Annotated in this window: 21 protein-coding genes; 15 read left to right on the forward strand and 6 right to left on the reverse strand. The window is 51.1% G+C overall.

The window, feature by feature from the left end; translation table 11 throughout:
- Positions 1–63 precede the first annotated feature (63 nt).
- A complete protein-coding gene (locus ACW9SV_RS04640) occupies positions 64–1,179 on the reverse strand; it encodes a BT_3928 family protein (protein ID WP_479555569.1) in 1,116 nt (371 codons plus the stop codon).
- On the reverse strand, positions 1,160–1,729 hold the full coding sequence (locus tag ACW9SV_RS04645; RefSeq protein ID WP_479555570.1) for a DUF1599 domain-containing protein: 570 nt from the start codon (positions 1,727–1,729) through the stop codon (positions 1,160–1,162). The genes ACW9SV_RS04640 and ACW9SV_RS04645 overlap by 20 nt, the downstream gene beginning before the upstream one ends.
- 97 nt (positions 1,730–1,826) lie before the next feature.
- Between ACW9SV_RS04645 and folP the strand changes: the two genes are divergently transcribed.
- The 3 genes from folP to ACW9SV_RS04660 all read left to right on the forward strand — a co-directional run bounded on the left by folP (position 1,827) and on the right by ACW9SV_RS04660 (position 4,554).
- Positions 1,827–2,633 (forward strand): dihydropteroate synthase, encoded by an 807-nt coding sequence (gene folP / locus ACW9SV_RS04650; protein WP_479555571.1) that lies wholly within the window; start codon positions 1,827–1,829, stop codon positions 2,631–2,633.
- Positions 2,630–3,460, forward strand: coding sequence for a diadenylate cyclase CdaA (gene cdaA / locus ACW9SV_RS04655; RefSeq protein ID WP_479555572.1), 831 nt, complete (start codon positions 2,630–2,632; stop codon positions 3,458–3,460). Before folP ends, cdaA begins: the two co-directional genes overlap by 4 nt.
- A gap of 161 nt (positions 3,461–3,621) precedes the next feature.
- On the forward strand, positions 3,622–4,554 hold the full coding sequence (locus ACW9SV_RS04660) for a serine hydrolase (RefSeq protein ID WP_479555573.1): 933 nt from the start codon (positions 3,622–3,624) through the stop codon (positions 4,552–4,554).
- Positions 4,555–4,828: 274 nt separating this feature from the next.
- On the opposite strand, the gene ACW9SV_RS04665 is transcribed toward ACW9SV_RS04660, so the two are convergent.
- On the reverse strand, positions 4,829–6,274 hold the full coding sequence (locus ACW9SV_RS04665) for a phytoene desaturase family protein (RefSeq protein ID WP_479555574.1): 1,446 nt from the start codon (positions 6,272–6,274) through the stop codon (positions 4,829–4,831).
- Between the two features lie 138 nt (positions 6,275–6,412).
- Here ACW9SV_RS04665 and ACW9SV_RS04670 point away from each other — a divergent pair, with 138 nt between their 5' ends.
- Positions 6,413–7,090: a 3'-5' exonuclease gene (locus ACW9SV_RS04670; protein ID WP_479555575.1), complete on the forward strand. Its 678-nt coding sequence runs from the start codon at positions 6,413–6,415 to the stop codon at positions 7,088–7,090.
- 232 nt (positions 7,091–7,322) lie between these two features.
- Complete coding sequence (locus ACW9SV_RS04675) at positions 7,323–8,639, forward strand: erythromycin esterase family protein (protein WP_479555576.1); 1,317 nt, start codon at positions 7,323–7,325, stop codon at positions 8,637–8,639.
- 179 nt (positions 8,640–8,818) lie between these two features.
- Here ACW9SV_RS04675 and ACW9SV_RS04680 read toward each other — a convergent pair whose 3' ends face one another.
- From ACW9SV_RS04680 to ACW9SV_RS04690, 3 genes are all read right to left on the reverse strand, one after another.
- Positions 8,819–9,727, reverse strand: a complete 909-nt coding sequence (locus ACW9SV_RS04680) for an NYN domain-containing protein (RefSeq protein WP_479555577.1) — start codon at positions 9,725–9,727, stop codon at positions 8,819–8,821.
- A 1,234-nt stretch (positions 9,728–10,961) separates the two neighbouring features.
- Positions 10,962–12,155 carry a glycine C-acetyltransferase gene (gene kbl, locus ACW9SV_RS04685; protein WP_479555578.1) on the reverse strand — a complete coding sequence of 398 codons (1,194 nt, stop codon included), beginning with the start codon at positions 12,153–12,155 and terminating at the stop codon, positions 10,962–10,964.
- A gap of 82 nt (positions 12,156–12,237) precedes the next feature.
- Complete coding sequence (locus ACW9SV_RS04690; protein WP_479555579.1) at positions 12,238–13,029, reverse strand: serine aminopeptidase domain-containing protein; 792 nt, start codon at positions 13,027–13,029, stop codon at positions 12,238–12,240.
- A 142-nt stretch (positions 13,030–13,171) separates the two neighbouring features.
- Here ACW9SV_RS04690 and ACW9SV_RS04695 point away from each other — a divergent pair, with 142 nt between their 5' ends.
- The 10 genes from ACW9SV_RS04695 (at position 13,172) to ACW9SV_RS04740 (ending at position 24,971) form a co-directional block, all read left to right on the forward strand.
- A complete protein-coding gene (locus ACW9SV_RS04695; RefSeq protein ID WP_479555580.1) occupies positions 13,172–14,134 on the forward strand; it encodes an NAD-dependent epimerase/dehydratase family protein in 963 nt (320 codons plus the stop codon).
- Positions 14,135–14,374: 240 nt separating this feature from the next.
- The gene (locus ACW9SV_RS04700) at positions 14,375–15,028 is read left to right on the forward strand and encodes a hypothetical protein (RefSeq protein ID WP_479555581.1); all 654 of its coding nucleotides are present in this window, start codon (positions 14,375–14,377) and stop codon (positions 15,026–15,028) included.
- A 254-nt stretch (positions 15,029–15,282) separates the two neighbouring features.
- Complete coding sequence (locus tag ACW9SV_RS04705) at positions 15,283–16,011, forward strand: DUF3891 family protein (protein WP_479555582.1); 729 nt, start codon at positions 15,283–15,285, stop codon at positions 16,009–16,011.
- An 86-nt stretch (positions 16,012–16,097) separates the two neighbouring features.
- Complete coding sequence (locus ACW9SV_RS04710) at positions 16,098–16,427, forward strand: thioredoxin family protein (RefSeq protein ID WP_479555583.1); 330 nt, start codon at positions 16,098–16,100, stop codon at positions 16,425–16,427.
- A 78-nt stretch (positions 16,428–16,505) separates the two neighbouring features.
- Positions 16,506–17,942: a DUF4403 family protein gene (locus tag ACW9SV_RS04715; RefSeq protein WP_479555584.1), complete on the forward strand. Its 1,437-nt coding sequence runs from the start codon at positions 16,506–16,508 to the stop codon at positions 17,940–17,942.
- A 180-nt stretch (positions 17,943–18,122) separates the two neighbouring features.
- On the forward strand, positions 18,123–19,088 hold the full coding sequence (locus tag ACW9SV_RS04720; RefSeq protein WP_479555585.1) for a YihY/virulence factor BrkB family protein: 966 nt from the start codon (positions 18,123–18,125) through the stop codon (positions 19,086–19,088).
- 405 nt (positions 19,089–19,493) lie between these two features.
- The gene (locus ACW9SV_RS04725) at positions 19,494–19,985 is read left to right on the forward strand and encodes a hypothetical protein (protein WP_479555586.1); all 492 of its coding nucleotides are present in this window, start codon (positions 19,494–19,496) and stop codon (positions 19,983–19,985) included.
- A gap of 261 nt (positions 19,986–20,246) precedes the next feature.
- Entirely contained in the window at positions 20,247–20,921 is a 675-nt protein-coding gene (gene mnmC2 / locus ACW9SV_RS04730) for a tRNA (5-methylaminomethyl-2-thiouridine)(34)-methyltransferase MnmC2 (RefSeq protein ID WP_479555587.1), read from the forward strand.
- Between the two features lie 64 nt (positions 20,922–20,985).
- Positions 20,986–22,275 (forward strand): hypothetical protein, encoded by a 1,290-nt coding sequence (locus ACW9SV_RS04735; protein WP_479555588.1) that lies wholly within the window; start codon positions 20,986–20,988, stop codon positions 22,273–22,275.
- Positions 22,276–22,460: 185 nt separating this feature from the next.
- The gene (locus tag ACW9SV_RS04740) at positions 22,461–24,971 is read left to right on the forward strand and encodes a S9 family peptidase (RefSeq protein ID WP_479555589.1); all 2,511 of its coding nucleotides are present in this window, start codon (positions 22,461–22,463) and stop codon (positions 24,969–24,971) included.
- Positions 24,972–24,995 lie beyond the last annotated feature (24 nt).

Below are 24,995 nucleotides of genomic sequence, written 5' to 3' on the forward strand. Positions count from 1 at the left end.
CTGAAAGTGCTTTAAGGTTGTTTTGCTTAAAACAGCCTTAAAGCACTTTGCCTATAACTATCTCTACTTCGCTTTTTCCTGCACGTCTTGTAAAGTGGGAATGTCGTTGTAATGCCACTTGCCTACTACCACCCCGTTCTTGAACAGCAGAAGACCCGGATTAGACCTGATCATGGTTTTAAGCACTGTTGCATCTGCGAAGAAATAAGGCGCCGAGAGGTTGACCTCGTGCCTGAAGACATCAAATTCCTGGCTGCTGCTGGAGGTGATGACCACCGGTACTACTTTAGGGTTCTGGTTTTTTTCCAACCCCGCTAACAAGGCATTGATCTCTTTGAAACTCTCCTGATCGGCTTTCTTAACATCCTTCACCAGAATCAAGAGGCGGTTCCCCAAGAACATTTCCTGGGTGAAATCGCCCTGATCGTTCCAGACGTTGAAATCAGTAATCTTAGGGCCGTCTTCGGGGTTAAGCGGCACCATTTTTTTGAACTTGTAAGTAGTGTCTGTGGGGTAGTTTTCAAAGGTTGACTCCTGCCCGTTTTTCTCCATCACGTATTGGTACCGCAGGGGGGCCGAGGGCTTCATCAGTTTAGGGATGTTGGCCCCTACTCGGTACGCCCTGAAATCAATAAACGGTTCGTGTTGATAGGCATACACGCTCACGCCCAGAGAAAAGAGCAAGGACACCAGCACAATTGCCCCAGTTACACCTCTGTTTATTTGGCCAAGTGACATTAAATGCCGCTGGGTGAAAAGCAGCACCAGAATTAGCACCAACAAGATAATGTCCTTAGTGAACGACTGCCAAGGCGTGAGTTTGATGGCGTCACCGAAACAGCCGCAATCGGTTACTTTGTTGTAGAAGGCTGAGTAAAACGTGAGGAACGTAAAAAACAGAATCAAAAAGAAAAGCAGCCATAAAACTGTTTTCAAGCGCCAGCGCACCAGCAAGGCCACTCCCAAGACCACTTCCAGAGTACTCAAGAAGATAGAGAAGTACAGCGCAAACGGTTTAAGCGAGAGAAAGACCGAGGAGAAATCTGCGGAGAACACCTCAAAGTACTCCTCCAGTTTGATAGCGGTGCCCACCGGATCATTCAACTTGATCAGGCCCGAGAAGATAAACAACCCGCCCACCACTATCCAGGCAAATCTACTAAGCAGTCTGAGCGCCATGGTTTGGATAATTTAGTTTGATCAGGCAGAAAACAGCATAGTTGAGCATGTCGCGGTAATTGGCCTCCACGCCCTCAGACACCAGCGTATGGCCGGCATTGTCTTCTATCTGTTTGGTGCGGTATATCTTCATCAATATCAGATCGGTCATAGACTCCACGCGCATGCTGCGCCAGGCCTCACCGTAGTCATGGTTCTTATCTTCCTGCAAGGCCTGCGTTTTCCTGATTTCCTCTTGGTACAACTCCCGCACCCGCTCCACCGGCAAGGCCTGCTCGGTTTCGCCCTGTGCCAACAACTGCTCCTGCATCAAGGCAATCACGCAGTAGTTCACGATGGCCACAAACTCAGACGCGATATCGTCCTGGATTTTCTGCGTGCCTTTCTCCTGGATAGAACGGATGCGTTGCGCCTTGATGAAAATCTGGTCGGTGATGGACGGCAGACGAAGAATTCGCCAGGCGGTGCCGTAGTCCTGGGTTTTCTGCAAAAACAGGCGCTGGCAAGCCTCTATCACACGGTTGTACTCCTGGGCGGTTTGGTGAATCAAGTTTTTCGTTTTACTTTTATAGGAAATGGGAATAGGCCAATTGAACGCGAAAGATACACTTTTTTGCAAAAAAACCACCCTAAACTGCGGTGGTAGGTTGGTCTTCTTGCAGCACCCGGTGGTGATGGGCATCTTGAACGCCACCCCAGATTCGTTCTACTCGGGCAGTCGCCTGCAGGGAACGGAACAAGCGCTGACCCAAGCGGAGAAGATGCTCAGCGATGGGGCCACTTTCCTGGACATAGGCGGCTATTCTACGCGCCCCGGCGCCCCCGAGGTGACGGAACAGGAAGAGCTAAATCGCGTATTACCCATTATAGAGGCCATCTCCAAGGCATTCCCTGAGGCACTGCTGTCTGTTGATACCTTTAGGGCCCGGGTAGCCAAAGAAGCGGTAAGGTACGGAGCCCACCTCATCAATGATGTCTCCGGCGGCACCTTAGACGAGGCGATGTTTACCACCGCCGGAAAGTTGGGCGTACCGTACATTCTCATGCACATGCGCGGCACGCCGCAGAACATGGCTACCCTGAACCAGTACGAACAAGGGCTGATGGAAGAGGTGTTCGCCTTTTTTGCCGAGCGGGTGGCGTTGCTGCGGGCGGCAGGCGTGAAAGACATTCTGCTAGATCCTGGTTTTGGCTTCGCAAAAAATGTAGACCAAAATTACCAGCTGCTGCGTCGGCTTAAAGAACTGGAGGCTTTTGAGTTACCGCTTTTAGTAGGGCTCTCCCGCAAGTCAATGACCTACAAACCGCTGCACGTAGGCCCCGAGGAGGTCCTTACAGGCACAATTGTTGCTAACACCGTGGCGTTACTGAACGGGGCAGACATTCTGCGGGTGCATGACGTGAAGGAGGCGGTACATTCTATTGAAATTGTAAAAAAGATGTTGACGTCGTGATTTTAGGGTTTTCCATAGGGTTTTTAGAGATAGAATGGCTGGACATTATTGATGTCTTGCTGGTGACGGTACTCTTGTACCAGCTCTACAAACTCCTGACCGGAAGCGTAGCCCTCAAGATCTTTTTAGGCCTCTTGTCTATCTATCTGCTATACCTAGTGGTGAAAGCCGCCGGCATGGAACTGCTCACCATCATCTTGGGGCAGTTCATGGGCGTAGGCGTTTTAGCGGCCATTATCGTATTTCAGCCCGAAATCAGGCGATTCCTGCTCATGATCGGGAAAACGACCAGCCTGAACAACGAGCGTCTGTTCAAAGGCTTTCCGTGGCGCCGCACCGAAACCGCCGATAAACTTTCCATCACTCCTTTTATTGAAGCCGCCAAATCCCTGGCCGGCAAGAACACCGGGGCTCTGATTGTCTTTGCCCGAAGTTCTGAGCTGCGCTACTTTGCTGAATCAGGCGACTCCATTGATGCCGTGGTGAGCAAACGCCTGCTGATCTCCATCTTCAACAAAAACAGTCCCCTGCACGACGGAGCCGTGATTATTCAGGGGAACCGCATCAAAGCCGCCCGCTGTATTTTGCCGGTGACCGAGAGCAACGACGTGCCTGCCTCCATGGGTCTCCGGCACCGGGCCGCTATCGGTTTATCCGAAGTCACCGACAGCGTGGTTTTGGTTGTCTCCGAAGAAACCGGGCAAATTTCCTTAGTCCGCAACGGGGAGGTGTACCGAAACCTTTCTGCCGCCGATCTACGCTCTAAACTCAACCACTTCCTTTTTGACATCGAGCCCAAAGTAGTGGAGAAAGTAGCCGCTGCGTAATTAGTTGGTGGTTGTTCATGGATGATTGACCTCTAGCTATACCAAAGCCAGCCCCGTTTGTAGCCTACTTCTCCAAAATAACTTCCAAAACTCTCGACCGAGCTGCTGAACAGAAAAGCAGTTAGCTAACTAGAAATGTTTATCTTTTGGGCATCAACCAGATGACCATGCGACTCCCTCAACTCCTAGTATTCCTTCTCCTGCTTTCCTTTACTTTTCCTGTTTCCGGGCAGAAAACAGCCAAAGAAAAAACAGATGCCAAACTCACCCAAAAACTGGAGGCCCTTACCAAAGGCTTCCAAGGCGAAGTAGGTATTTATGTAAAGAATCTGAAGACGGGCAAAACCGTGGCCATTAACGCCGATACCCTCTTCCCTACCGCCAGCATGATCAAGGTTCCTATAATGGTGGCCATGTTTGACAAGATTGAGAAAGGGCAAATAAATCCTAAAACCACCCTGCGCTACCGCGACTCTCTGTATTATGCCGGAGAAGACCTTGTAGGGAACTTCAAAGACAGCAGCACCGTAGCGTTGGGCAAGATCCAGATGCTGAGCATCACCACCTCAGACAACACCGCCAGCCTTTGGTTGCAACAATTGGCGGGCACCGGTACCGCCATTAACTCCTGGTTAGAGCAAAGTGGGTTTACGTACACCCGTATGAACTCCCGCACCCCTGGACGCCGCCCCAATTGGGAGAAATACGGCTGGGGCCAGACCACGCCACGAGAGATGGCCAACCTGTTCACCATGATCAGGGAAGGACGCGCTGTGAGCCCCGCTGCCAGTGAGCGCATGTACCGCAACCTGGGTCGCATTTATGTAGATGACGTAGCTCTTTCCCAGATTCCTCCATACGTGCACACCGCCTCCAAGCAAGGAGCCGTCAACCAATCTCGCTCTGAGGTGGTGCTGGTAAACGCCCCCCACGGCGACTATGTGTTCTGCATCATCACCAAGAACCAGAAAGATGAGAGTTGGGAATATAACAACGCCGGTTATGCCCTCATCAGGGCCGTGTCTAAAACCCTATGGCAGCACTTTGAGCCAAACTCTGACTGGCAGCCGGCAAAAGGTGTGGAGAAATATTAAAGGCTAAAAAACCTTTTCAAAAGGAGTTCAGAGTTAAGCTGGGTTCGTTTCTGACCTCTTTTTCTCCAAAGAAGCAGAAAACCAAAGCCTCTCCCCGGAAGCAGACCAACCGTATCCTCAACCATTTCAGCTTGTTTTCTAAAAAGCGGTCTAAGAACGGCTTTAAAAGAACAAAGCCCACCATCCGCACTAGGTGCTTCAGGTGGACTTTTTCCCTTCATGAGATAGTAAGACCGCTATATATGCCTGTACCCCTATCCTGTTTCTAAATTTCTTATTTTAATTTCGGAGCTGTCAGGTGGAATACATCTTTGAGCGCCCGACGCGCCGCATGAAAACCGCACATCCCGTGCACTCCCCCGCCCGGAGGCGTAGACGAGGAGCAGAGATAGATTCCCTTCGCCGAGGTCTGGTACGGAGACAAGGTCACCACCGGACGCGTGTACAGCTGCCCCAAGTCAATGATGCCGCCGTTGATGTCACCGCCAATGTAGTTGGGGTTATGTGCCTGCATTTGGGCAGTGTTCATGGTGTGCCGGGCTAAAATCAAATCTCTGAAACCGGGCGCGAAACGCTCTACCTGCCGTTCAATGGCTTCAGTCATGTCTACGGTAGAGCCGTTGGGCACGTGGCAGTACGCCCAAGCCGTGTGTTTCCCGCCAGGAGCCCGGGTGTTGTCAAAAAGGCTTTGCTGGGCCAGGAGCACAAACGGTTTCTCGGGGTGCCTTCCGCTCGCCGATTCCCTTTCAGAGGCGGCTATTTCTTCCAGCGTGTTGCCCAGATGAATGGTTCCCGCCTGCCGGCACTCTGGGGCGGTAAACGGGATAGGCCCGTCCAAGGCCCAATCAATCTTGAATACGCCCATTCCGTAGCGGTACCGTTTTAGCTGTCCCCGGTAGAAAGAGGACAACTGGTCGCCCGCTATCTCCAGTAGTTGTTTGGGGGTAACATCCAGCAGCAGGGCTTTATGGGAAGGCAGCTGTTTAAGCGAGGTCACGTACCTGCCCGTCTCAATTTTCCCGCCCAGGCTGACAAAGTAAGAAGCCAGCGCGTTCGCGATCTGCTGCGATCCTCCCTTTGGTATGGGCCAGCCCTGCAAATGCCCCACCGCCATGAGCACCAACCCGATGGCCGAGGTAGTAAGGTTAGACAAAGGCTGGATGGAATGCGCGGCCATGCCTGCCCACAAGCCGCGGGCCTCCTGCGTCTTGAACCGGTTAGCCAGAAACGTAGCCGAGGTCAGGGCATTCAGCCCGAAAGCGGCCATGTCAATGGGGTGATTGGGGATGCGCAAGGGGCCTAACACATCTGGCGCCAAGGCCGGCCAACTCTTCACCAGCGGCTGCATGAGGTTCAGGTATGACTGCTGGTCTTTCCCCAAGCTCTGGGCAGTTTCCTGCAACGACAAGAAGAGTGCGGCGGCCCTCCCATTGTCAAACGGATGCGCGGCCGAAACTTTGGGGTACACAAATTCAAGCCCGTGTTCTTTCAGCGGAAGGGTTTTGAAAAAAGGCGACCCGGCTGCCAATGGATGGATCGCCGAGCACACATCATGCACAAAGCCCGGCAAGGTTAGTTCCTGCGAGCGTAATCCGCCGCCAATCTGATCTTTCCCCTCTATCAACAACACCTCTAGTCCCGCTTGCTGCAACAGGATAGCGGCCGACAATCCGTTTGGCCCCGATCCTACTACCACTGCGTCATATTGAGTAGTACCCACGCTTGCTTGTATTAAGTGTACTGAATGATTCTTACCCCCTACGTAAAGGGCCCCTATTTTGAACCTGATTTTTGAAAACAGGCTCTGAAACAGAATTTTGTTCTTGCGTATACGTGCTACAAGCTACTCATTTTTTTCATGTCAGACGCTCCTTTTCTCCCGCTTTTTCCGCACCTCACGCCTATCCTCAGCAACGTGACGGCCCTTGATTTTGAAACAACCGGGGTAAGCGGAAGCAAAGGAAGGGTCATTGAAATTGCCGCCGTGAAAAGTGCCTATGGAGAGATCACGGGCAGGTTTCACACGCTGGTAAAGCTGAAAGGAGAGTTGCCCCAGAAGATCACCGAGATCACCGGCATCACGCAGAAAGACCTGGCCCATGCCATGGACGAACGCACCGCTTTTATCATCCTCAAGGAGTTTATTGGTGACAGCACCGTGGTGGCGCATAATGCCCCCTTTGACCTTGGATTCCTGTACAGCACATACCGCCGGCTGAAATTGGGCCCGGTGCAGCACCCCTTCATTGACACCCTATCGGTTTGCCGGTTGCGCCAGCCCTCGCCGCGCAATTTGCCAGACATGTGCAAGGTGTACGGTATTCCGCTTACCCGTTGGCACCGGGCCTTGCCAGACGCTACCGCCACCTGGCACCTGCTTCACCGCCTGCACGAGGAAAGCCCGCTGGACGAAATGCGGAACAAACTGGTTTTAAATCCAAAATACGGCACTCCTTATTGGCTCCCGCCTTTGGCAGAAGTATTAACCCCGCCCGGCGCTCCCGTACAAGACGCGTTTGCCTCCGCCCCAGAATAGGAAACAACGCGCTAGCAGAACCCATGGGCAATATATCAATTGTAACAAAACCAACACACTCCTGTTTACCACCTTTCTGAAATTCCGGTATTTTCAACCATAAAATCTCGTACAAATTCAGAATACCCCATCATTCCTCCTTCGTTAAAGCATACTCTAGGGATAGAGGCAGGGCTACTATTTAGCACTATTCCCTTTTACTAATTTTTACAAGAGTCTAAGAGGAACGACAATGCGAAAGTTACAACTGATCTGGATACTGGTGCTGAGCGGATGGCTAAACGCTTGCTCGTCCAATGAAGACACCCTGGAGCAGATAGAGCAGGAAACAGGTTTTCTGACCAAGGGAGTATACCCCCTAGAGGATGTAGGTGATCTGGATGTCCTTGTCAACGAAGTGGGCAACAGCCAGTACGTCTTGATTGGGGAAGCGTCACACGGCACTTCTGAGTACTACACCTGGCGGGCAAATCTTACCAAAAGACTGATCCAGGAGAAAGGATTCAACCTTATTGCGGTAGAAGGCGACTGGCCGGCCGCTTACTCTTTAAACCAATACATTCAGGGGCAAGGCAGCGGAACCGCTCAGCAAGCGGTGCAGTCGTTTCGGCGGTGGCCTACCTGGATGTGGGCCAACCAGGAGGTAGCCACCTTTTCTGAATGGCTCCGAGGACATAACCAAACGTTGCCTCAAAACCAGAAAGTAGGGTTCTACGGCATGGATGTGTACAGTCTGTGGGAATCACTGGAGGAAGTCCGAATCTATATGGAAACCGCAGACCCAGCAGTGGCCCAGTTGGCCCGGGAGGCCCAAACCTGCCTTGCGCCTTACAACAGAGATGAACAGCTCTATGCCCAGGTTACGGCCCAAGGCTCTTCCTGCGCTTCCCAGATAGAAAGATTATTCACCGCGGTACAGGCTCACAGAACCAGCCTAGCGGCAAACAATGAAGCCGCTTTCAATGCCGAACAGAATGCCTTGGTAGCGGTAAACGCCGAGAGGTACTACACTCAGATGATGCGCAGTGATGTGGGCTCTTGGAATGTACGCGACCGGCACATGCAGGAGACTGTGAACCGTTTGGTAGCACATAAAGGAAATGGGGCTAAAATCATCATCTGGGCGCATAACACCCACGTAGGTGATGCCCGCCACACCGATATGGCTGCCGTAGGCATGGTGAACATTGGCCAACTTTTACGGGAGCAGCATGCCCAGCGAGGAGTCTATTTGGTAGGTTTTGGATCTTACCAGGGGCAGGTGATTGCCTCCAACATGTGGGGCGGGTCTATAAGAGTCATGAACGTGCCGGCGGCCATGCCCAACAGTTGGGAAGAGGTGCTGCACCGCCACAGCGCCGAGGACAAGTTATTGCTCATGCGGGAGTTGCAAGACATCCCGGAAGCGCTCCAGCGTAGGGGGCACCGGGCCATTGGGGTGACCTACAATCCTTCCTCTGAAGGAGGCAACTATGTGCCCACGGTGTTGCCCCGCCGTTACGATGCTTTCCTGTACATAGACCAGACCACCGCTTTGAACCCACTCTAAGGCTGGCGCGTAGCCTTCACCCTTTTACATCATCACCCGACAAGGAATCCATCTTGTCTCCAATAGAAAAGGGGAGCTAGTCAGGCTCCCCTTTTAATTATTTTGTTTTTGTTGTTTCAGTCATTCTGGAAGCTTTGTCACGCTTCCGTTCACTACCTCTAAAGCAGTTAGTCAGGCTGCTAGAGAAGTTTGACGCTTTTGGCCACGTCATTGCCTTCATCATCTTTTTCAATCTCAAACTCCACGCGGTCTCCTACGTGCAGATCATTAAAGTCTGTGTCTATCACATTGGTAAAATGGAAGAACAGGTTGTTGGGCGGGAATTTAATGAAACCATACCCGTTTTTCAGGCTCATGATTTCCCCTTCGCCGTGGGTTTCTGTCGGTTGCTCGTCATCATACTCCTCCTCATGGGCAACGGTGCTCCGTTTCTGATCGGGTTGTACAAACAGCCGCTGGATGGTGGCATCATTACGGCTCATGCGCTGGTCAATGATGCCGTGCATAGCCATGGGGTACGTTACCTCCGCTAACAGATCCTGAGACGGGCGGGTTGTCATCCGCTGTCCATTGTCTGTGGTGTACTCAAACTCCCAGGTTAAGGCCATCACACGGGTTCCCAGCGTATTCACCTTGCGTACCATAGGCACATAATCTCCGTCTGAAGAGATCAGCACCAGCACATCGAACCGCTTGTAAAAGGCTTGCTCAAAGGCTTCTAATGCCAACCACACGTCTATGCCGCGCTCCTGCTTATACCCCTCCGGTGTAGTCCGCACCGGCAGGTAATGGGTAGTCACGCCCTCAGACATTAGGATGTCATCAAAAACCCGGTCCCAGTAAAGGGTGTCGCCCCGTTGGCTGGCTTCGTAGGCATTGAGCCGTCCTCTGAAGTAGTGGGCGTCTACAATTCTACAGAAGCGCGGGTCAACGTCCTCTTCCTTGGCTACCTGCTCCCGAATGAACTCATGAAGGCCAGAGATACTAATTCTACGCTTGCGCTGATGGCCGTAGGCATAGTAATTACTGACCTGTAAGAAATAATTGCCGTCATAGAAGACGCCAATTCTCACTAATTTTTCCTGCATGCTATTTCTGTTTTGTGTCTGTCTGTCGTTTTTCTCATTCTTATCTGTCTGTATGTTATTTCAATCTTGTAAAACTGGGGGAGGGGATGTAACCGTCAGAAAGCGGCAAACGGCAGAGGAATTTTTCTGGGGAGGAAGAGCAGGAATTTGTTCTCTATGGATGGTTTTATAGAAACTTAAAAAGCGCAATCTGCTATATCTTAAAAATACCTTCATTTATTTAGTCTGGGGGACCACTTTCTACTATATCAATTCATCAACCTGTGGAAGGTTTATTTTGACCACCACAGGGCACCTGCAAAAGCAGGTTGTATTTTGGTGTTTCCCGGGAAAGCAAAGAACATTTTTTCTCAGGGTTATCTGGCAAAAGTAGGGAATGATCTTTTTGCTGACAACCTATTGTGTATATTATATAAACGCTCGCCAAACAAGGTCTAGTACTCTGGACTATGACCGTTTATAGCATGTTTTAAAAGAAATCTTCAGAAATAATTAATGTTTTCACTTAAAAGGGCTCAGATTTCACGCCTACTCCTCTCTTTTTGTACCTATTGCATTTAAATACCCAAAAAAGGCTTGTCTTGGCCGCTAAGAAAAAACAGGAGAATATTTTCTTAATTTACCTTTTATTGCTGGCATTATCAAGGGTTAAATTCATACAAATTCCCTTTCATTAGCTTGTGCCAACCTTTGCACAACCCAATCTTTCGTAGGATTCTCCTAATTTAAACACCTGTTTCACCCAATAGCGCCTAATATTGCATCCATCAAACCAAAGCTAACCAGAAACTCTAGTTCAGTTTTTGAAGTCTTCCTTTTTCTTCTTTAGCCAAAAGCATCAACTGTCCGATATCGTACAAACCAATTTTCTACTTCCTATTTTCAAGAAGGGTGATCGGTCCTTTAACATTTAAATTCAGGCACAATTAAGACTTGGATTAGGTAGTTCTCTTAATATTTAAACACGCTTTTATAATCAGATATATGCGCAACCGGCTCTTACAATGGCAAACTCATCTATTAGTAATTAGTCTTCAGCAAATTGATCTGGTGACACCTAAAGCGAGCATTCTCAAACCTTTAATACCTCTACTCCCATCAATAGCACTGTAGAGTAGAAACAGCTAAACAGCCCTATTGTTTAACTAAGCCTACTAGAAAACAAAACGGCCTGTCACTTTACTAGTGACAGGCCGTTTTAAGGCTGATTTAAGATGCTTTTGCTTGAAACAGGTTAATCTTTCAGCACCCCTAATTCCCTCCCTACTTCTGTAAAGGCTTGAATGGCAGTGTCTATCTGCTCCTGGGTATGTTCCGCGGAAAGCTGTACCCGTATACGGGCGGCGCCTTTGGCTACAACCGGAAAATAGAAACCAATCACATAGATGCCTTTCTCCAACATACGGGCAGCAAATTCCTGCGCCAAAGTGGCTTCGTACAACATCACCGGCACAATAGGGTGCACGCCCGGACGGATGTCAAACCCGGCGGCAGTCATCTTCTCCCTAAAATACCTGGTGTTCCACTCCAACCGGTCACGCAGTTCAGTAGTGGAACTCAGCAGTTCCAAAACCGCCAGTGAACCACCCACAATAGCCGGAGCAAGCGAATTAGAGAACAGGTACGGGCGCGAACGCTGACGCAACATGTCAATAATCTCTTTACGGCCCGAGGTAAACCCACCCATGGCGCCGCCTAAAGCTTTGCCCAAGGTACCGGTGATAATGTCCACGCGGCCCATCACGTTGTGGTACTCATGCGTACCGCGGCCCGTCTTACCGATGAAGCCGCTAGAGTGTGACTCATCTACTAACACCAAGGCTTTGTACTGATCTGCCAGGTCGCAAATTTTGTCTAGTTGCGCGATGGTACCGTCCATGGAGAAAGAACCGTCGGTGACAATGATGCGGTGCTTGGCGCCCTGTGACTCCTGCAGTTTGGCTTCCAGATCTGCCATGTTGTTGTGTTCGTAGCGGTAGCGCTGCGCCTTGCACAACCGGATGCCGTCAATGATGGAGGCGTGGTTCAGGGCATCGGAGATGATGGCAGATTGCTCATCAAACAAAGGCTCAAACACACCGCCGTTCGCGTCAAAGGCCGCCGCGTAGAGGATGGTGTCCTCGGTGCCCAGGAACTCGGCCAGTTTCTGCTCCAGTTGTTTGTGGATGTCCTGGGTTCCGCAGATGAAGCGCACGGAGCTCATGCCGTAGCCGTGGGTGTCCAGGGTGCGCTTGGCAGCTTCCAGCACCGCTGGGTGCGAGGAAAGCCCCAGGTAATTGTTTGCGCAGAAGTTCAGCACCTCGCCGGTCTGCTGGGTTTTGATCTCGGCGTGCTGCGGGGTGGTGATCACGCGCTCTTTTTTATACAAGCCATTGGCTTTGATCTCGGCTAACTGCTGCTCCAGATCTGGTTTTAAGGTTTCGTACATATCAATTAGATAAACTTGCTACTGTTTTTATGTGGTTTCGGACTTGTTTTCTGAAAAACAGCCGAAAAATGGGTTCCTGTTTTCAATTAGGTCGCAGAAACTGCGCAATAGATTGAATCATCTGCTGTTTCTGGCCTGCGGTGGCCCCGTCCCACATATCGTTGTGGAGCGTGTTTTCCAGCTGTATAACTCTGATTCCGAACTTTTCTTGTTCTGCGGCCGTGGGCAACACTCCGGCATCAGCGGGCTGGTCACTGGAACGCAGCGTCAAGAGGCGGGGTTGGCGGGTTCTGGGCAAAGGCACCCGGCGATTATCCAAAGAAATGACTTCCTGCACCTGGTCTGGGTACTCCTGCGCAAACAGCATAGCCATGTCGCCGCCGTTAGAATGCCCTACCAATAGCAGTTTTCCTTTTTCCAAATCTGGGGTTCTTCTGCCTAGCTCCTGCACCACAAATCTGATGTTCTGCACCCCGCGCTGCCAATGAGGCAGCCTGGTTTCGTACACCGGTCCGGTGAGGGCCATGGGCGCATCTGAGGGCAATTCATGTTGAATGCTGGCCACCAGATATCCTTGGGAGACCAGGTAATTAGCGATAAAGGAATAAGCCGTGTTTTTGCCCCCGTACCCATGGTTGAGCACGGCCAGTTTCTGCTTTGTTTTAGCGGTCTTTGACGGAAAATGGCTTGAATACAGCACCACGGGGATGGGCCGCTGTCGGGCAGAATCCGTTAGAAGAAGCGCTTGGGTAGAAACCGGGTCTTGATTTTCTGTTATGGCAGACTCCCTTAGACTCCTTGTCTCCTGCCGCGCCTGGGCACAGCCGGTCAGCCATACACCCAGACCAAAAAGAAAAAGGAGCGGTTGCCGCATGAAACAAGGATTTAAAAGTCAAATTCTCCGATGATTTCACCAAAGACGCGCACTTCGCCACCAAAGATACAAAACCTCTACACTCTCCCTATTTTTGGAGCCACTTGAATAACGTACATTTGTTTTCCTATTCAGCACTTGCATGTCAAAACAGAAAAATGCCATTTTAGTGATAGGCGCCTGCGGTCAGCTAGGCTCTGAACTCACCCTTGAATTGAGAAAAATCTACGGCGATGCCAACGTGGTAGCCGCCGATATCCAATACCCCAAGCAAGCCGATCTGCGCGAAACCGGGCCTTTTGAGATTGTGGACGTGCTCACTCCGCAGCACCTCACTGAGTTGGCTTCGCGCTACAAGTTCAAGCAGATCTATCACTTGGCGGCCATTCTGTCGGCTACCGGCGAGAAGAACCCCAAGTTTGCCTGGCGCCTGAACATGGACGGCCTCTTCAACGTGCTAGACTTCGCGCTGGAGCAGAAGGTAGAGAAAGTGTACTGGCCTTCGTCCATAGCGGTTTTCGGGCCCAACACGCCTCGCCAAAACACGCCGCAGGACACCATCATGGACCCCAACACGGTGTACGGCATCAGCAAGCAGGCCGGCGAGCGGTGGTGCGAGTACTACTTCAACAAATACGGTTTGGATGTGCGCAGCTTGCGGTACCCCGGCCTCATTGGCTACAAAGCCCTGCCCGGTGGCGGCACCACCGACTACGCCGTGGACATTTACCACCAGGCTTTGGCCACCGGCACGTACAAATGCTTTCTGAGCGAGAACACCCGTCTGCCCATGATGTACATGCCAGACGCCCTCAAAGCCACATTAGATCTGATGCACGCGCCGGCCGAACAGGTGAAAGTGCGCTCTTCCTATAACCTGGCGGCCATGAGCTTTACCCCGCAGGAGATCGCGGCCAGCATCCAGCGCCACTACCCTAGCTTCACCATCAGTTACGAGCCAGACAGCCGTCAGCAGATAGCCGATTCCTGGCCGCAGAGCATCAACGACCTGGCCGCCCGCCAGGACTGGGGCTGGAACCCGCAGTATGACCTGCACACCATGACCGATGACATGCTCCTGCACCTGAAGCGCATCAACAACTAAGGGTTACAGGGTAAAAGAACCTGCAACGTTGGATTAAAGTCATTCATGGAATCCATGCCCTTCTGCCGAGCATGGATTTCTTGTTTTAGGCCAGTATTTCCCATTCAAGCCAGGAACACCCAAAATCAATCTTCTTCATTCTGAGGCCACTATCCTTTGGAAAACCGTTCACCGGCTACAAATACGTAAGGCTTGCTTAATATTGCCCCTCAGAAACATCCCCTAATTAACTTTAAAACTATGTTGAAGAAATTTTTCTCTGCCGCTGCATTGTGTTTTACTATCAGTTTTGCGGCTTCGGCGCAAGATGGAGGCATCAAACCTACCTCTGGTGAGGTAACCGCCGAGGTGCAGTTGAACCTGACAGATGGCACCACCGTGGGCTTAAACTCCAGCCTCTTACGCGGTCGGTACTTCGTGAGCCCCACTACGGCTGTACGCGCCTCGTTTACGCTTCAAGTTGAAAACGAAGATTTCAATGATGACTATGGCCGTACTTCTACCTACTTGGAACTTGCCCCGGGGATTGAGAAACACTTTGCCGGTACAGAGCGCCTTTCGCCCTACATTGGTGGAGAGATCAGAATCTCTAAATTCTTTGCCAACGAAGAAAATGGATTCGCAGAAATTGACGGAGCTTGGAGTAACGGGAATGGCATTACCAACCGCAATTACTTCGGTTTGGGTCTGGCGGCAGTAGCCGGTGCCGATTACTACTTTGCCAAACACGTTTACCTGGGCGTGGAATTTGGCTTGGGAATTCAATACAGAGCTTTTGGCGATGTAGAGATTGACGAGGTGAATGGCCCTACCAGAAATATTGACGCAGAAGGCGGCAACTTGTCTTTTGGCCCTCGCGTGAACAGCGGCCTGCGTTTAGGCTTTGTGTTCTAGTCTTTACGTCTTGACTTTACCGGCCCGGCATTGGTTTTCAGTGCCGGGCTTTTTTATGCCTTTTTCACAGAATAGCCTTAAAACGATAGCTGTAACCGGGCAATCAGCATTCAAGAGCTTTGTCACTGCGTTTTAGGGCTTGTTTCTGGAAAACTCCGTAGAAATCCCAAAGCTAATCTGGCGCAACTGCCGTACAATCTTTCACTGTACCACCCGGTTTACCAGCCGGAGACCTTTAGCTTGAAAGACGCGCTATGATTGTGAATCCGCATGAGAGAGGCTGGGAGATTATCTACCAACAGGCCCACGCCTTACTGGCCGCCGAGATCGGCTTTGCCTGGCAACCAGGGAAGCGACCGCTCCATTTTATGCAGACCCTGGCGGCCATTGCCCAGCATGATGACGGCCAGAAAGACTGGAACGGCCATTACGCCATCACGCCGGCCGGGGCGCCCGCTAACTTCACGCAATTGCCTTTCTGTCTGGAGCAGGCCCAGCAGGTCATGAAAGAGGCCCGTTTCCAGGGCAGGTGGCGCAGCTTGCTCACCAGCATGCACCTCTCCTTTTTGTACGAAGACCTGCGAGGACAGAAAAAAGAGTGGGACGCGTTTTTAGACGAGCAACAAGCCTGTCAGAAGAAATGGCGGCAACAGCTGAAGATCTCCAAAAAGGATACCCAGTATGCCTATGACTTTATGCAGTGGTGCGACCGCTTTTCCCTTATTCTGTGCCGCAATGAGTTGCCGGAAATGGAACACGCCCTAGAAATAAGCAACGGCCCGGACCAGATCAGGTACGAGGTGACCTTGCTCAAAACTGGAACGGTACGCGTGACGCCCTGGCCCTTCCAGGAAAAACAGGTGCCCCTGAGCGTAGAGGCCCGCTGCCTTACGCAGCTGCAATTCTCCTCAGACCAGGAACTGGCCAGCGCCATGTGGCAGGCCGCCATCACCAAAAAAGAATGGATTCTGCAGAAAGACTAATTCCTGCCCTGCCAAGAAATCTGTTATTCTTTAACCTACGGCCATTTTCACACGTTATGTTTAGTTTACACCATTCTTTACATTAAATGATGGCCATTCACACCTCCTCTGACAATGAGTTACGCTCTATCATCTTTGAGAAAGAGCGGGTGATTGTCAAGTTCATAGATGAAAACTGCCTGATCTGCAAAGCGCTGGCTCCCTCCTTCAAGCAGTTCTCAGAGAACCCTATTTATAAAGACATCACGTTCCTGCAAATGGACGCCGCCGAAAACCCCGTGTCCAGCAAGGAAGTGAAACTCACCGGCACGCCTTTCTTCGCCATTTACTTCAAAGGCACCCTTCGTAAATGCGACCTCCTGTCTTCAGAAGAAGATGTGCGGGAGTACCTAGATGATCTCATGATTGCCAAATAAGACGTACTTTAGGGCTACTTTTGTGGAAACAGCCTTAAAAGGAGTTCCGCTTCCTTGGGGCATTACAGGTATTTGGGCATGCGAGGGTATCCGTTTCTTTTTTACATCTTGATTCTGCTGGGCTTGTGCTCTCCGTTGGCGTGCCAGAAGTCCACGTCGTTGGCAGTGCCCGCCCCCGATGCCACAGTGACTCCCCAGCCGCTGCCAGACCTTCAGCTCTCCACCATCACCCTGCCTATCTCTATCCCAGTTTCCGCGTTGGAGGGGATGCTGAACCAGGAGATAGCCGGCGTCATTTACCAGGACGACAACCTGCAGGACGATGATTTGATGGTGAAAGTGACCAAGGCAGGCCCCATGAAACTGCGCTCTGAGTTCAGCAAACTGTCTATGGAAGTGCCGCTCAAGATCTGGGCCAAAGGCCGATGGCAGTGGAATGCCTGCGAACTGTGCAAAAACATCCAGAAAACCGAGGAGACTGAGTTTGAGGTAACCGTGCGCACCGAGAGCCGCATGCAGCTTCAGCCTGATTATACCCTGAAAAGCTATACCAGCGGTGATTTCTCTTGGGGAGCCCGTAAACCTACCCTTTCCTTGGGGCCGCTCAAAATCAACCTGGCGCCTTTTATTGAGCCTAAACTGAAGAGCCAGATAGCGCCCATGCTGCAGCAGTTGGACCAGGAACTGCAAAAACGGGTTCCTTTGCCTACCTACCTGTCCCAGGCTTGGAGACAACTGCAAACCCCTGTGCAACTCAATGAGCAATACAACACCTGGCTTTCTATCACGCCGCAGGCCGTACGGCTCACGCCCCTGGAACTTCAGCAAAACCAATTGAGCCTGCAGGTAGGGATAGACGCCTTCGTTCGGGTGCTCTCGGGGCAGAAACCAACCGTAGGCAAAATGGCGCCTCTGCCAAATTACACGCCTACCCGCTCATTGCCGCCCACGGCCCAGCTCAACATTGCCAGCGATATCTCCTACGCCTACCTCACCCAGGTGGTGCAGAAAGAAGTAAAAGGGCAGAAGTTCAGCTTTGAGCAAGACAAGCACCAACTCACCATCCATGACGTGGACATCAGCGGAAGGGGCACCAAGCTGCTGCTGGCATTGGATGTAAGCGGACAAACCAAGGCGGCTTTCCTCACCAAGAAGTTCAGCGGGAAAGTATGGCTGCAGGCCACGCCGTACTATGACGCCGCCACCCAAAGCCTGAAGGTACGGGACCTGGAGTACACCCTCCAGACCAAAGACCAACTGGTGAACACCGCCCAATGGTTGCTGCAGAACCGCTTCAGATCCGAGTTGGAGAAACAAATGACGGTCTCGGTTAAAAGCCACCTGGCTACCATGCGGGAATCCCTGCAAACCGGCCTAAAGGAGAACAAGCTACAGGAGCGTTTCCTACTGCGAGGTGCCGATTTCACCATAGAACCAGACACTCTTTTGGTGACACCCACGGGCGTGCAGACCCACTTCCTGGCCTCAGGTCACCTCACGTTGTCCTTCCAGTAAACTCCATTGATAGCATCTAAACAGGCTCTAACGGAAAGATCTTTGACCCTATTTTTCTGAAAACAGGCTAAAATCAGGGTTTATTCAACCTATGCTAACCTGCCTAAACGTACAGAGATATCAACAATTGCCTTCGTGTTCCCGTAATTTCAGATAATCCAACATTTGATTCTGAAGCGAATGGCTAAATATACAGCGAAGGGCATTCTTGGCCTGGTGATGAACTCCGGATCGGAGTTCATGAAAAACAACTCACTGCGGCTAGCGGCGGCGCTCTCCTACAACACTATTTTCTCCCTGCCGCCCCTCCTGTTCATTGTGGTGCGTTCAGCGGGCTACTTCTTTGGCGAGGAGGCCGTAAGCGGACAGCTGTATGGCCAGATACAAGGCTTGGTAGGTAAGGAAGCGGCTGCGGAGATCCAGACCATGATCACCAAACTGCACCTGGAGGGCCCCAGCCCCTTGGCCACCTGGGTAGGCATAGGCACGCTGATCTTTGCCGGAACCACCATCTTCGTGACTCTGCAAGAATCATTGAACCAGGTTTGGAACCTGCAGACCAAAGCCAAGAATGGTATTCTCAAGCTGGTGATGGACCGCATCTTATCCTTGGGCATGATTTTGAGTATCTCCTTTCTGTTACTGGTGAGTTTGGTCATCAGTGCCGTGATTGGCGTGCTCACAGACTACATGCAGCGGCTGCTGCCCGGAATTGCCGTGGTCTTCATTTATATTCTGGATGTATTGGTTTCCATGGGGCTTATCTCGCTGCTTTTCGCCTTGATATTCAAATACCTGCCAGATGCTATCATCCGCTGGCGCGATGTTTGGGTAGGCGCCGCAGTAACCGCTTTCCTGTTCTTGCTGGGCAAATACCTCATTGGCTGGTACCTGGGCCGAAGTGATTTCAGCAGTTCTTATGGGGCGGCCGGCTCTATGGTGGTGCTGCTTTCGTGGGTGTACTACTCTTCGCTCATCATCTTCTTTGGGGCGGAGATTACCCAGGAGTACGCAGACACCTACGGGCAACCGGTTACCCCCAACCATAACTCCGTGCGGATAGAAGTGCGCGAAGTACCCCATGAAGAGTCGCATGAATCTGTCAACTCTGGCCGCCCGCCGGCAGAAGGACGCTTCAGGAAATAAGCGTTTCAAGCCTGATTAAACCAAAACGGTTCTTGAACGGTATCTCCTGCATTTTACTTTGACCCTTTGCCTAAAAATGAAAAAAATTTCTGGGAGGTTAGGGGGTACCCACAAGTATAGTGGTCTTATAATCACGCTAAATTTCTGGGGGTTCTATGTAGCTTTGCAGGCGGGTTTCCCGTATACTAGAATACCAATCTGGTTCTAGCAAAATCTCTATTTTTTATTTCTTCTACGGGTATGTGGCGGCTGATCGTGCTCTTTTGTTTGCTCCCCTTGTGGGCGCATGGTGGCTGTCAAAATAATCAGGAGCCTGATAGTCCTCGGGTGGCCCGGGCGGCGCCTAAGCCTAAGTCTACTCAGGCTAAAAGCACTTTTGCGCCAAATTTTGATAATACCGCGCGTATGGAGGCGTTCTATGAACGCTTGCAGTTCCAGTCACAGGATCATCCCGAGGTGATCAAGGCGTCGGCTTTTATCAACAATCCTTTTTTACCGGTAGAAGAGCCGGTGCTGCAGCATTATGCGGCCCAGATCAGGACGTCCTTTGAGGTGTTGAAAGACACCGTCACCAACCAGCACAAGGCCCGCTACATTGACACGCTCTTCCAGCTCAACTTTGACTCTAGCACCGTGGAGTTATATTACCCCATGTACACCAAGCGCTTCCTGCTTTCTTACGCCGACATTAAGAGTCCTAACCTTACCCTCCGGAACGGCATCAAGGTAGGCAACTCGCGGCAGGAACTCTTGCAGAAGTTGATGGCCTATAAACTCTTCATCAAAGAGCGCAAGAACGTGATTGAAGTCTGCGATTGGGAACGGAACTCCTGGCTCAGATTCCACCTGGCAAAAGGCAAAGTGAAGAGCATTGAGTACGAAGGCTACGTGGATTAGCCATTGGCTTTCAGGAGCGACAGTTACCTTCTCTTGCTGCCTTGGTTTTGCAATTCGCATTATAATCCTGCTTTTAGCCTGATATTCCAAAACCAAGGCCAAAACGTTCTTATTGGATCAACCTGGGCGTGCGCAAACCGCCTTTATCTACAAAGCGCAACTATCTTAAGTTTTGTAGCTGTTTTAGAACAAGCAAGGTAAAACGCAGCTAATTTGCCTTTCCCATTCCTGATTCTTCCTTGCTTGTTTTAAATTTGCCTTATGAATCTGGAAGTAAGACAAACCAAAGACGGCTCCACCACGCTTTTCGTCCCTGAACTGAACGAGCATTACCACTCGGTACACGGGGCGTTGCAGGAGTCTTTGCACGTGTTCATCAAAATGGGGCTGGAGGCTACCCTGGAGCGCCAATCAACGGTACGCCTGCTGGAAGTTGGGTTCGGCACGGGTCTTAACGCCTTGCTTACGCTGCAACACACCCTGGTTTCCGGAGCTACCGTGCTGTATGACACCTTGGAGAAATACCCCCTTACGCCAGACGTAGTAGCCCAGCTGCAGTTTGACAGATTCATCCTAAATCCTGAGTTACTGGACTACTTTGCCCCGTTGCACGCCGCTCCTTGGGAAAAGCCGGTTTCTCTCACCCCTCATTTCACCCTAAGAAAACTGGAGACCGATTTAGAAGCCTTTGCTCCCGCGCCGGAAAGCTATGATTTGATTTACTTTGACGCATTTGCCCCCGAGAAACAACCCCACCTCTGGACCGACGCTATCTTCCAGAAAATGTATGATTGCTTAGCTCCAGGCGGCACTCTGGTCACCTACTGCGCCAAAGGAAGCTTCAAGCGAAGCATCAAAGCCGCGGGCTTTACGGTGGAGGCGTTGCCCGGCCCACCGGGTAAAAGGGAAATGACGCGGGGCGTGAAAAAGCAATAAGGAGATTAGAGAATTAATATTTAGATTGGTCAATATATCTAATATTAAATTCTACTATCCCTACATGAAAAGAAGTGTACTTCTGTTTTGCGGCCTTTTTCTGTCTTTTCTTTTAAAAGCCCAGACCAACTTCAAACCCGGGTTGGTCGTCACCAGTGCAGGTGATACCCTCAAGGGGTTTATTGACCACCAAGAGTGGATACAGAACCCTGGCGGCATCGTTTTCAAACCCGCAGAGACCAGCACAACGGAGCAAAAACTCACCCCCGCCAACACCCGGTACGTGGAGGTGCTTGGATTGGAGGCTTACCAAGGCGCGAGGGTATCTGTCTCCCAGTCACCCGTTCAACTTTCTAATCTCACCCTTGGGGCAGACACCACTAGTTTACTGGGTACCGTCTTCTTGAAAATTGTGTATGCAGGCCCGGCGGTATCGCTTTTCTCCTACAGAGACAAAATCAAGACCCGCTTTTACATCAAAGAGCATGCGAACGGGACAGCTTTTCAGGAGCTGCACTACAGGAAGTACTTCAAGACAGACCAGCCCGACCATATTGCGACAGACCCGCTTTACAGAAACCAGCTTTGGGCTTTGGCCATCAAATACCAAGGGCAGGCCGACGGACTCCTTAACAAAATCAAAACGGCTGATTATGTAAAAGGCGACCTATTGCAAATAGTTAGACAGTTAAACGGGCCAGAACAGCGGAAAGAAGGTACCCACCCCTTGGAAAAACTTCCTAGAACGAGGGTGCTGGTAGGCCTGTGGCTGAATAGGACAACTATGGCAAATGGCACAGAGTCACTGGCTGGCGCAGAGGAACATGCCTCCTACTTGCCCAAGCTTTCCCTAGGGCTAGATGCATTTATAAATCCGGCCACGCAACGACTATTGCTCAGGACCGAGCTTTCGGTGTCAATGGCAGAACCTAAGGTACGGAGAGAAGTCCCCAACGGCCCTTCGGTATCAATGGTGTACCAATACGAGTACAAGCAGCTTTCTGCCTCATTGAACCCACAGGCCCTCTATCATCTGTACAACGGTACCCAATGGAAGGTGCATGTAGCGGCTGGTGTCATAGCCACGGCTGCCCACTATGCAAAAGACCGGTACACCTTCTCCTATGTGATCAAATCTGACCAAACGTCCACCTCTCAGGCCACCGATGATTTTGAGAAACCAAAGACTTTCTGGTACTCATACACCGCTCGGGCTGGTTTGACGCTCCGTAACAAGCTGGATGTATCTCTTCTGTACACCCCTAGCCGCATTTCCAGAAACAAGAACTACTCTATAGACACGCAATCGCTTAGTGTGGGCGTGAGTTACTTGTTTTCCTCCAAAAGCAGATAAGACACAAGAGGCTGCTCTTAAAGCACCCCGTGGTAATTGCATTCGCTGCAATGATCACGGGGTGTCTTGTCTTGTAGCTTTTGCCTTATCTCCTCTCCCGAGCGGATCTTCTTTGGGGCTGATTCAGAAAAACAAGACCTGTTTCGTATCTTCAAGCTTCCAAACACACACACATAACCCTTTACATGAGAATTCTTTACTTTCTGGCTGCCTTTCTAGTGGCAAGCCTGGGAGGGTACGCTCAGTCTGGGCAACCAGCCAAAGCCAATTACCAGCTGGCCTCCCGCTTCTCCCCCAAAAAACTTGAAAAGCTTATTTTCACCACCAGCCTTGACCCGCATTGGCTAAAGCAAACCGATCGGTTCTGGTACATGTACGAGACCTCCAACGGCAAGAACTGGTACCTGGTAGATCCGGCGACCAAGTCTAAGCAGCCTATCTTCAACACCGACAAACTAGCTGCTGACATCACACTGGTGGTACGCGACCCATTTGATGCCCAGCACCTGCCCATTGAGAACCTTAAGTTCACGCCCGACGAGAAGAACGTCCAGTTTGAGATCAAGAGCACCATTGACCAGGTAAAGAAAGACCGTGTAGATAAAAAAGCTGCTGACTCACTAGAAAAGAAGGTTTTCTACTTCCAATACAACCTGGCTACCCGCAAGCTTATTGAGCTGAAAGACTACAACAAGCCCAAGCGTAAGCCTATGTGGGCCTCTATCTCGCCCGACCAGAAATACGTGGTGTTCGCCAAAGAGCACAACCTGTACTGGATGGACCGCGCCAATTACGAGAAAGCCCTCAAAAACGAGAAAGACTCCACCATTGTAGAAACTAAATTCACCACCGATGGCGTGGAGAACTACAGCTATGGCGACTCGCAGGGTGAAACCAACGTGGAGCGTGAGCGAAACAAGAAGAACCGCAAGCCGGCTTTCATCATGTGGTCGCCGGACTCTAAGTACTTCATCTTGACCCGCACCGATGCCCGCAAAGTGAAAGACTTATGGGTGTTGCACCACACCGCCTCTGGCCGTCCGGCGCTGGAAACTTATAAGTACCAGATGCCCGGTGAGAAAGAAGCCCCTATCAGAGAGCTGCTTTTGTTCAACTTTGCGGAAAAGACCTCCAAAAAGATCAACGCTGCTGCGTTCAAAGACCAGGAGCTTTCTGTGTGGCCTGCACCCGCCAAGCAAAGCTCCCGCGATGATGAGTTCCGAGCCAACCTGTGGCACGGCACTAACAACAAGGTGTACTTCACCCGCACCAGCCGCGACCTGAAAAAGATTGACGTGCTTTCTTTGGATGTTCCATCAGGTACCGTAAAGCCGCTGATTGACGAGCGTTTCAACACCTACGTGGAAGTAAGCCGCATTGGCCTGGTGAACGGCGGAAACGAGCTGATTCACTGGTCTGAGCGTGATGGTTACGGTCACTTCTACCTATATGACGGCAACGGCAAACTGAAAAACCAGATCACCAACGGGCCTTACCACTGCGAAGAAATTGTAGGCATTGATGACAAAGCCCGGGTGCTGTACTTCACCGCCAACGGCCGCGAAGCCAAAGAAGACCCGTACTACCTGCACCTGTACCGCGTGAACTTTGACGGCTCCGGCCTGAAACTGCTGAACAGCGGCAACTTTGACCACCAGATTAGCATGAATGACAGCCGCAAGTTCTTCGTGAACAGCTCGTCGCGCGTGAACTCTGTGCCTAGCTTCGCGCTGTACAACAACAACGGCAAAAAGGTAATGGACTTAGGTACCGCTGATTTGTCTGGTTTGATGACCGCTGGTTACAAATTCCCGGAGCCGTTCAAAGTGAAAGCAGACGATGGTATTACTGACTTGTACGGCGTGATGTATAAGCCTTTTGACTTTGACTCTACCAAGAAATACCCAATCATCGAATACATCTACCCAGGCCCGCAGACCGAAGCCGTGAACAAAGCCTTCGGCAGAAGCATGGACCGGATGGACCGTTTGGCGCAGATGGGCTTCATTGTGATTACCGTTGGTAACCGCGGTGGTCACCCAGCCCGTTCTAAGTGGTACCACACCTACGGCTACGGCAACCTGCGTGACTATGGTTTGGCAGACAAGAAAGCCGCCGTGGAGCAACTAGCCGATAAATATGACTTCATTGACATCAACCGTGTGGGTATTACCGGTCACTCCGGCGGAGGTTTCATGTCTACGGCCGCCATGCTGGTGTATCCAGATTTCTTCAAGGTAGCGGTATCGGGTGCCGGTAACCACGAGAACAACATCTACAACCGCTGGTGGTCTGAGAAGCACCACGGCGTGAAAGAAGTGATCACCGCCAAAGGCGACACCACCTTCCAGTACGCCATTGACAAAAATCCTGACCTGGCCAAGAACTTGAAAGGACGCCTATTGTTAACCCACGGCGATGTGGACAACAACGTGCACCCGGCCAATACCATTAGAATGGCAGATGCTCTGATCAAAGCTAACAAACGCTTTGACCTGGTGATCATGCCCGGCCAGCGCCACGGATACGGCGATATGACCGAGTATTCTTTCTGGATGACCGCTGACTATTTCTCCAAGCACCTGCTAGGCGACTTCTCTCAGCCAGTAGACATCATAGAGATCAACCGGGAGGCAGAACAAAACAACAAGAGACCTCAGTCTAACAGATCCGCTCAGCCGGAAGACAAGGAATAACCTGTCACTTCTCCTGAGAAAAAA

It is taken from the genome of Rufibacter sp. JT20002, from assembly GCF_056491185.1.

Coding starts and splice junctions, on each gene's coding strand:
- ACW9SV_RS04640 (WP_479555569.1), bottom strand. CDS start 1,179: ATGGCGCTCAGACTGCTTAGTAGATTTGCCTGGATAGTGGTGGGCGGG.
- ACW9SV_RS04660 (WP_479555573.1), top strand. CDS start 3,622: ATGACCATGCGACTCCCTCAACTCCTAGTATTCCTTCTCCTGCTTTCC.
- ACW9SV_RS04670 (WP_479555575.1), top strand. CDS start 6,413: ATGTCAGACGCTCCTTTTCTCCCGCTTTTTCCGCACCTCACGCCTATC.
- ACW9SV_RS04675 (WP_479555576.1), top strand. CDS start 7,323: ATGCGAAAGTTACAACTGATCTGGATACTGGTGCTGAGCGGATGGCTA.
- ACW9SV_RS04680 (WP_479555577.1), bottom strand. CDS start 9,727: ATGCAGGAAAAATTAGTGAGAATTGGCGTCTTCTATGACGGCAATTAT.
- kbl (WP_479555578.1), bottom strand. CDS start 12,155: ATGTACGAAACCTTAAAACCAGATCTGGAGCAGCAGTTAGCCGAGATC.
- ACW9SV_RS04690 (WP_479555579.1), bottom strand. CDS start 13,029: ATGCGGCAACCGCTCCTTTTTCTTTTTGGTCTGGGTGTATGGCTGACC.
- ACW9SV_RS04695 (WP_479555580.1), top strand. CDS start 13,172: ATGTCAAAACAGAAAAATGCCATTTTAGTGATAGGCGCCTGCGGTCAG.
- ACW9SV_RS04700 (WP_479555581.1), top strand. CDS start 14,375: ATGTTGAAGAAATTTTTCTCTGCCGCTGCATTGTGTTTTACTATCAGT.
- ACW9SV_RS04705 (WP_479555582.1), top strand. CDS start 15,283: ATGATTGTGAATCCGCATGAGAGAGGCTGGGAGATTATCTACCAACAG.
- ACW9SV_RS04710 (WP_479555583.1), top strand. CDS start 16,098: ATGATGGCCATTCACACCTCCTCTGACAATGAGTTACGCTCTATCATC.
- ACW9SV_RS04715 (WP_479555584.1), top strand. CDS start 16,506: ATGCGAGGGTATCCGTTTCTTTTTTACATCTTGATTCTGCTGGGCTTG.
- ACW9SV_RS04720 (WP_479555585.1), top strand. CDS start 18,123: ATGGCTAAATATACAGCGAAGGGCATTCTTGGCCTGGTGATGAACTCC.
- ACW9SV_RS04725 (WP_479555586.1), top strand. CDS start 19,494: ATGGAGGCGTTCTATGAACGCTTGCAGTTCCAGTCACAGGATCATCCC.
- mnmC2 (WP_479555587.1), top strand. CDS start 20,247: ATGAATCTGGAAGTAAGACAAACCAAAGACGGCTCCACCACGCTTTTC.
- ACW9SV_RS04735 (WP_479555588.1), top strand. CDS start 20,986: ATGAAAAGAAGTGTACTTCTGTTTTGCGGCCTTTTTCTGTCTTTTCTT.
- ACW9SV_RS04740 (WP_479555589.1), top strand. CDS start 22,461: ATGAGAATTCTTTACTTTCTGGCTGCCTTTCTAGTGGCAAGCCTGGGA.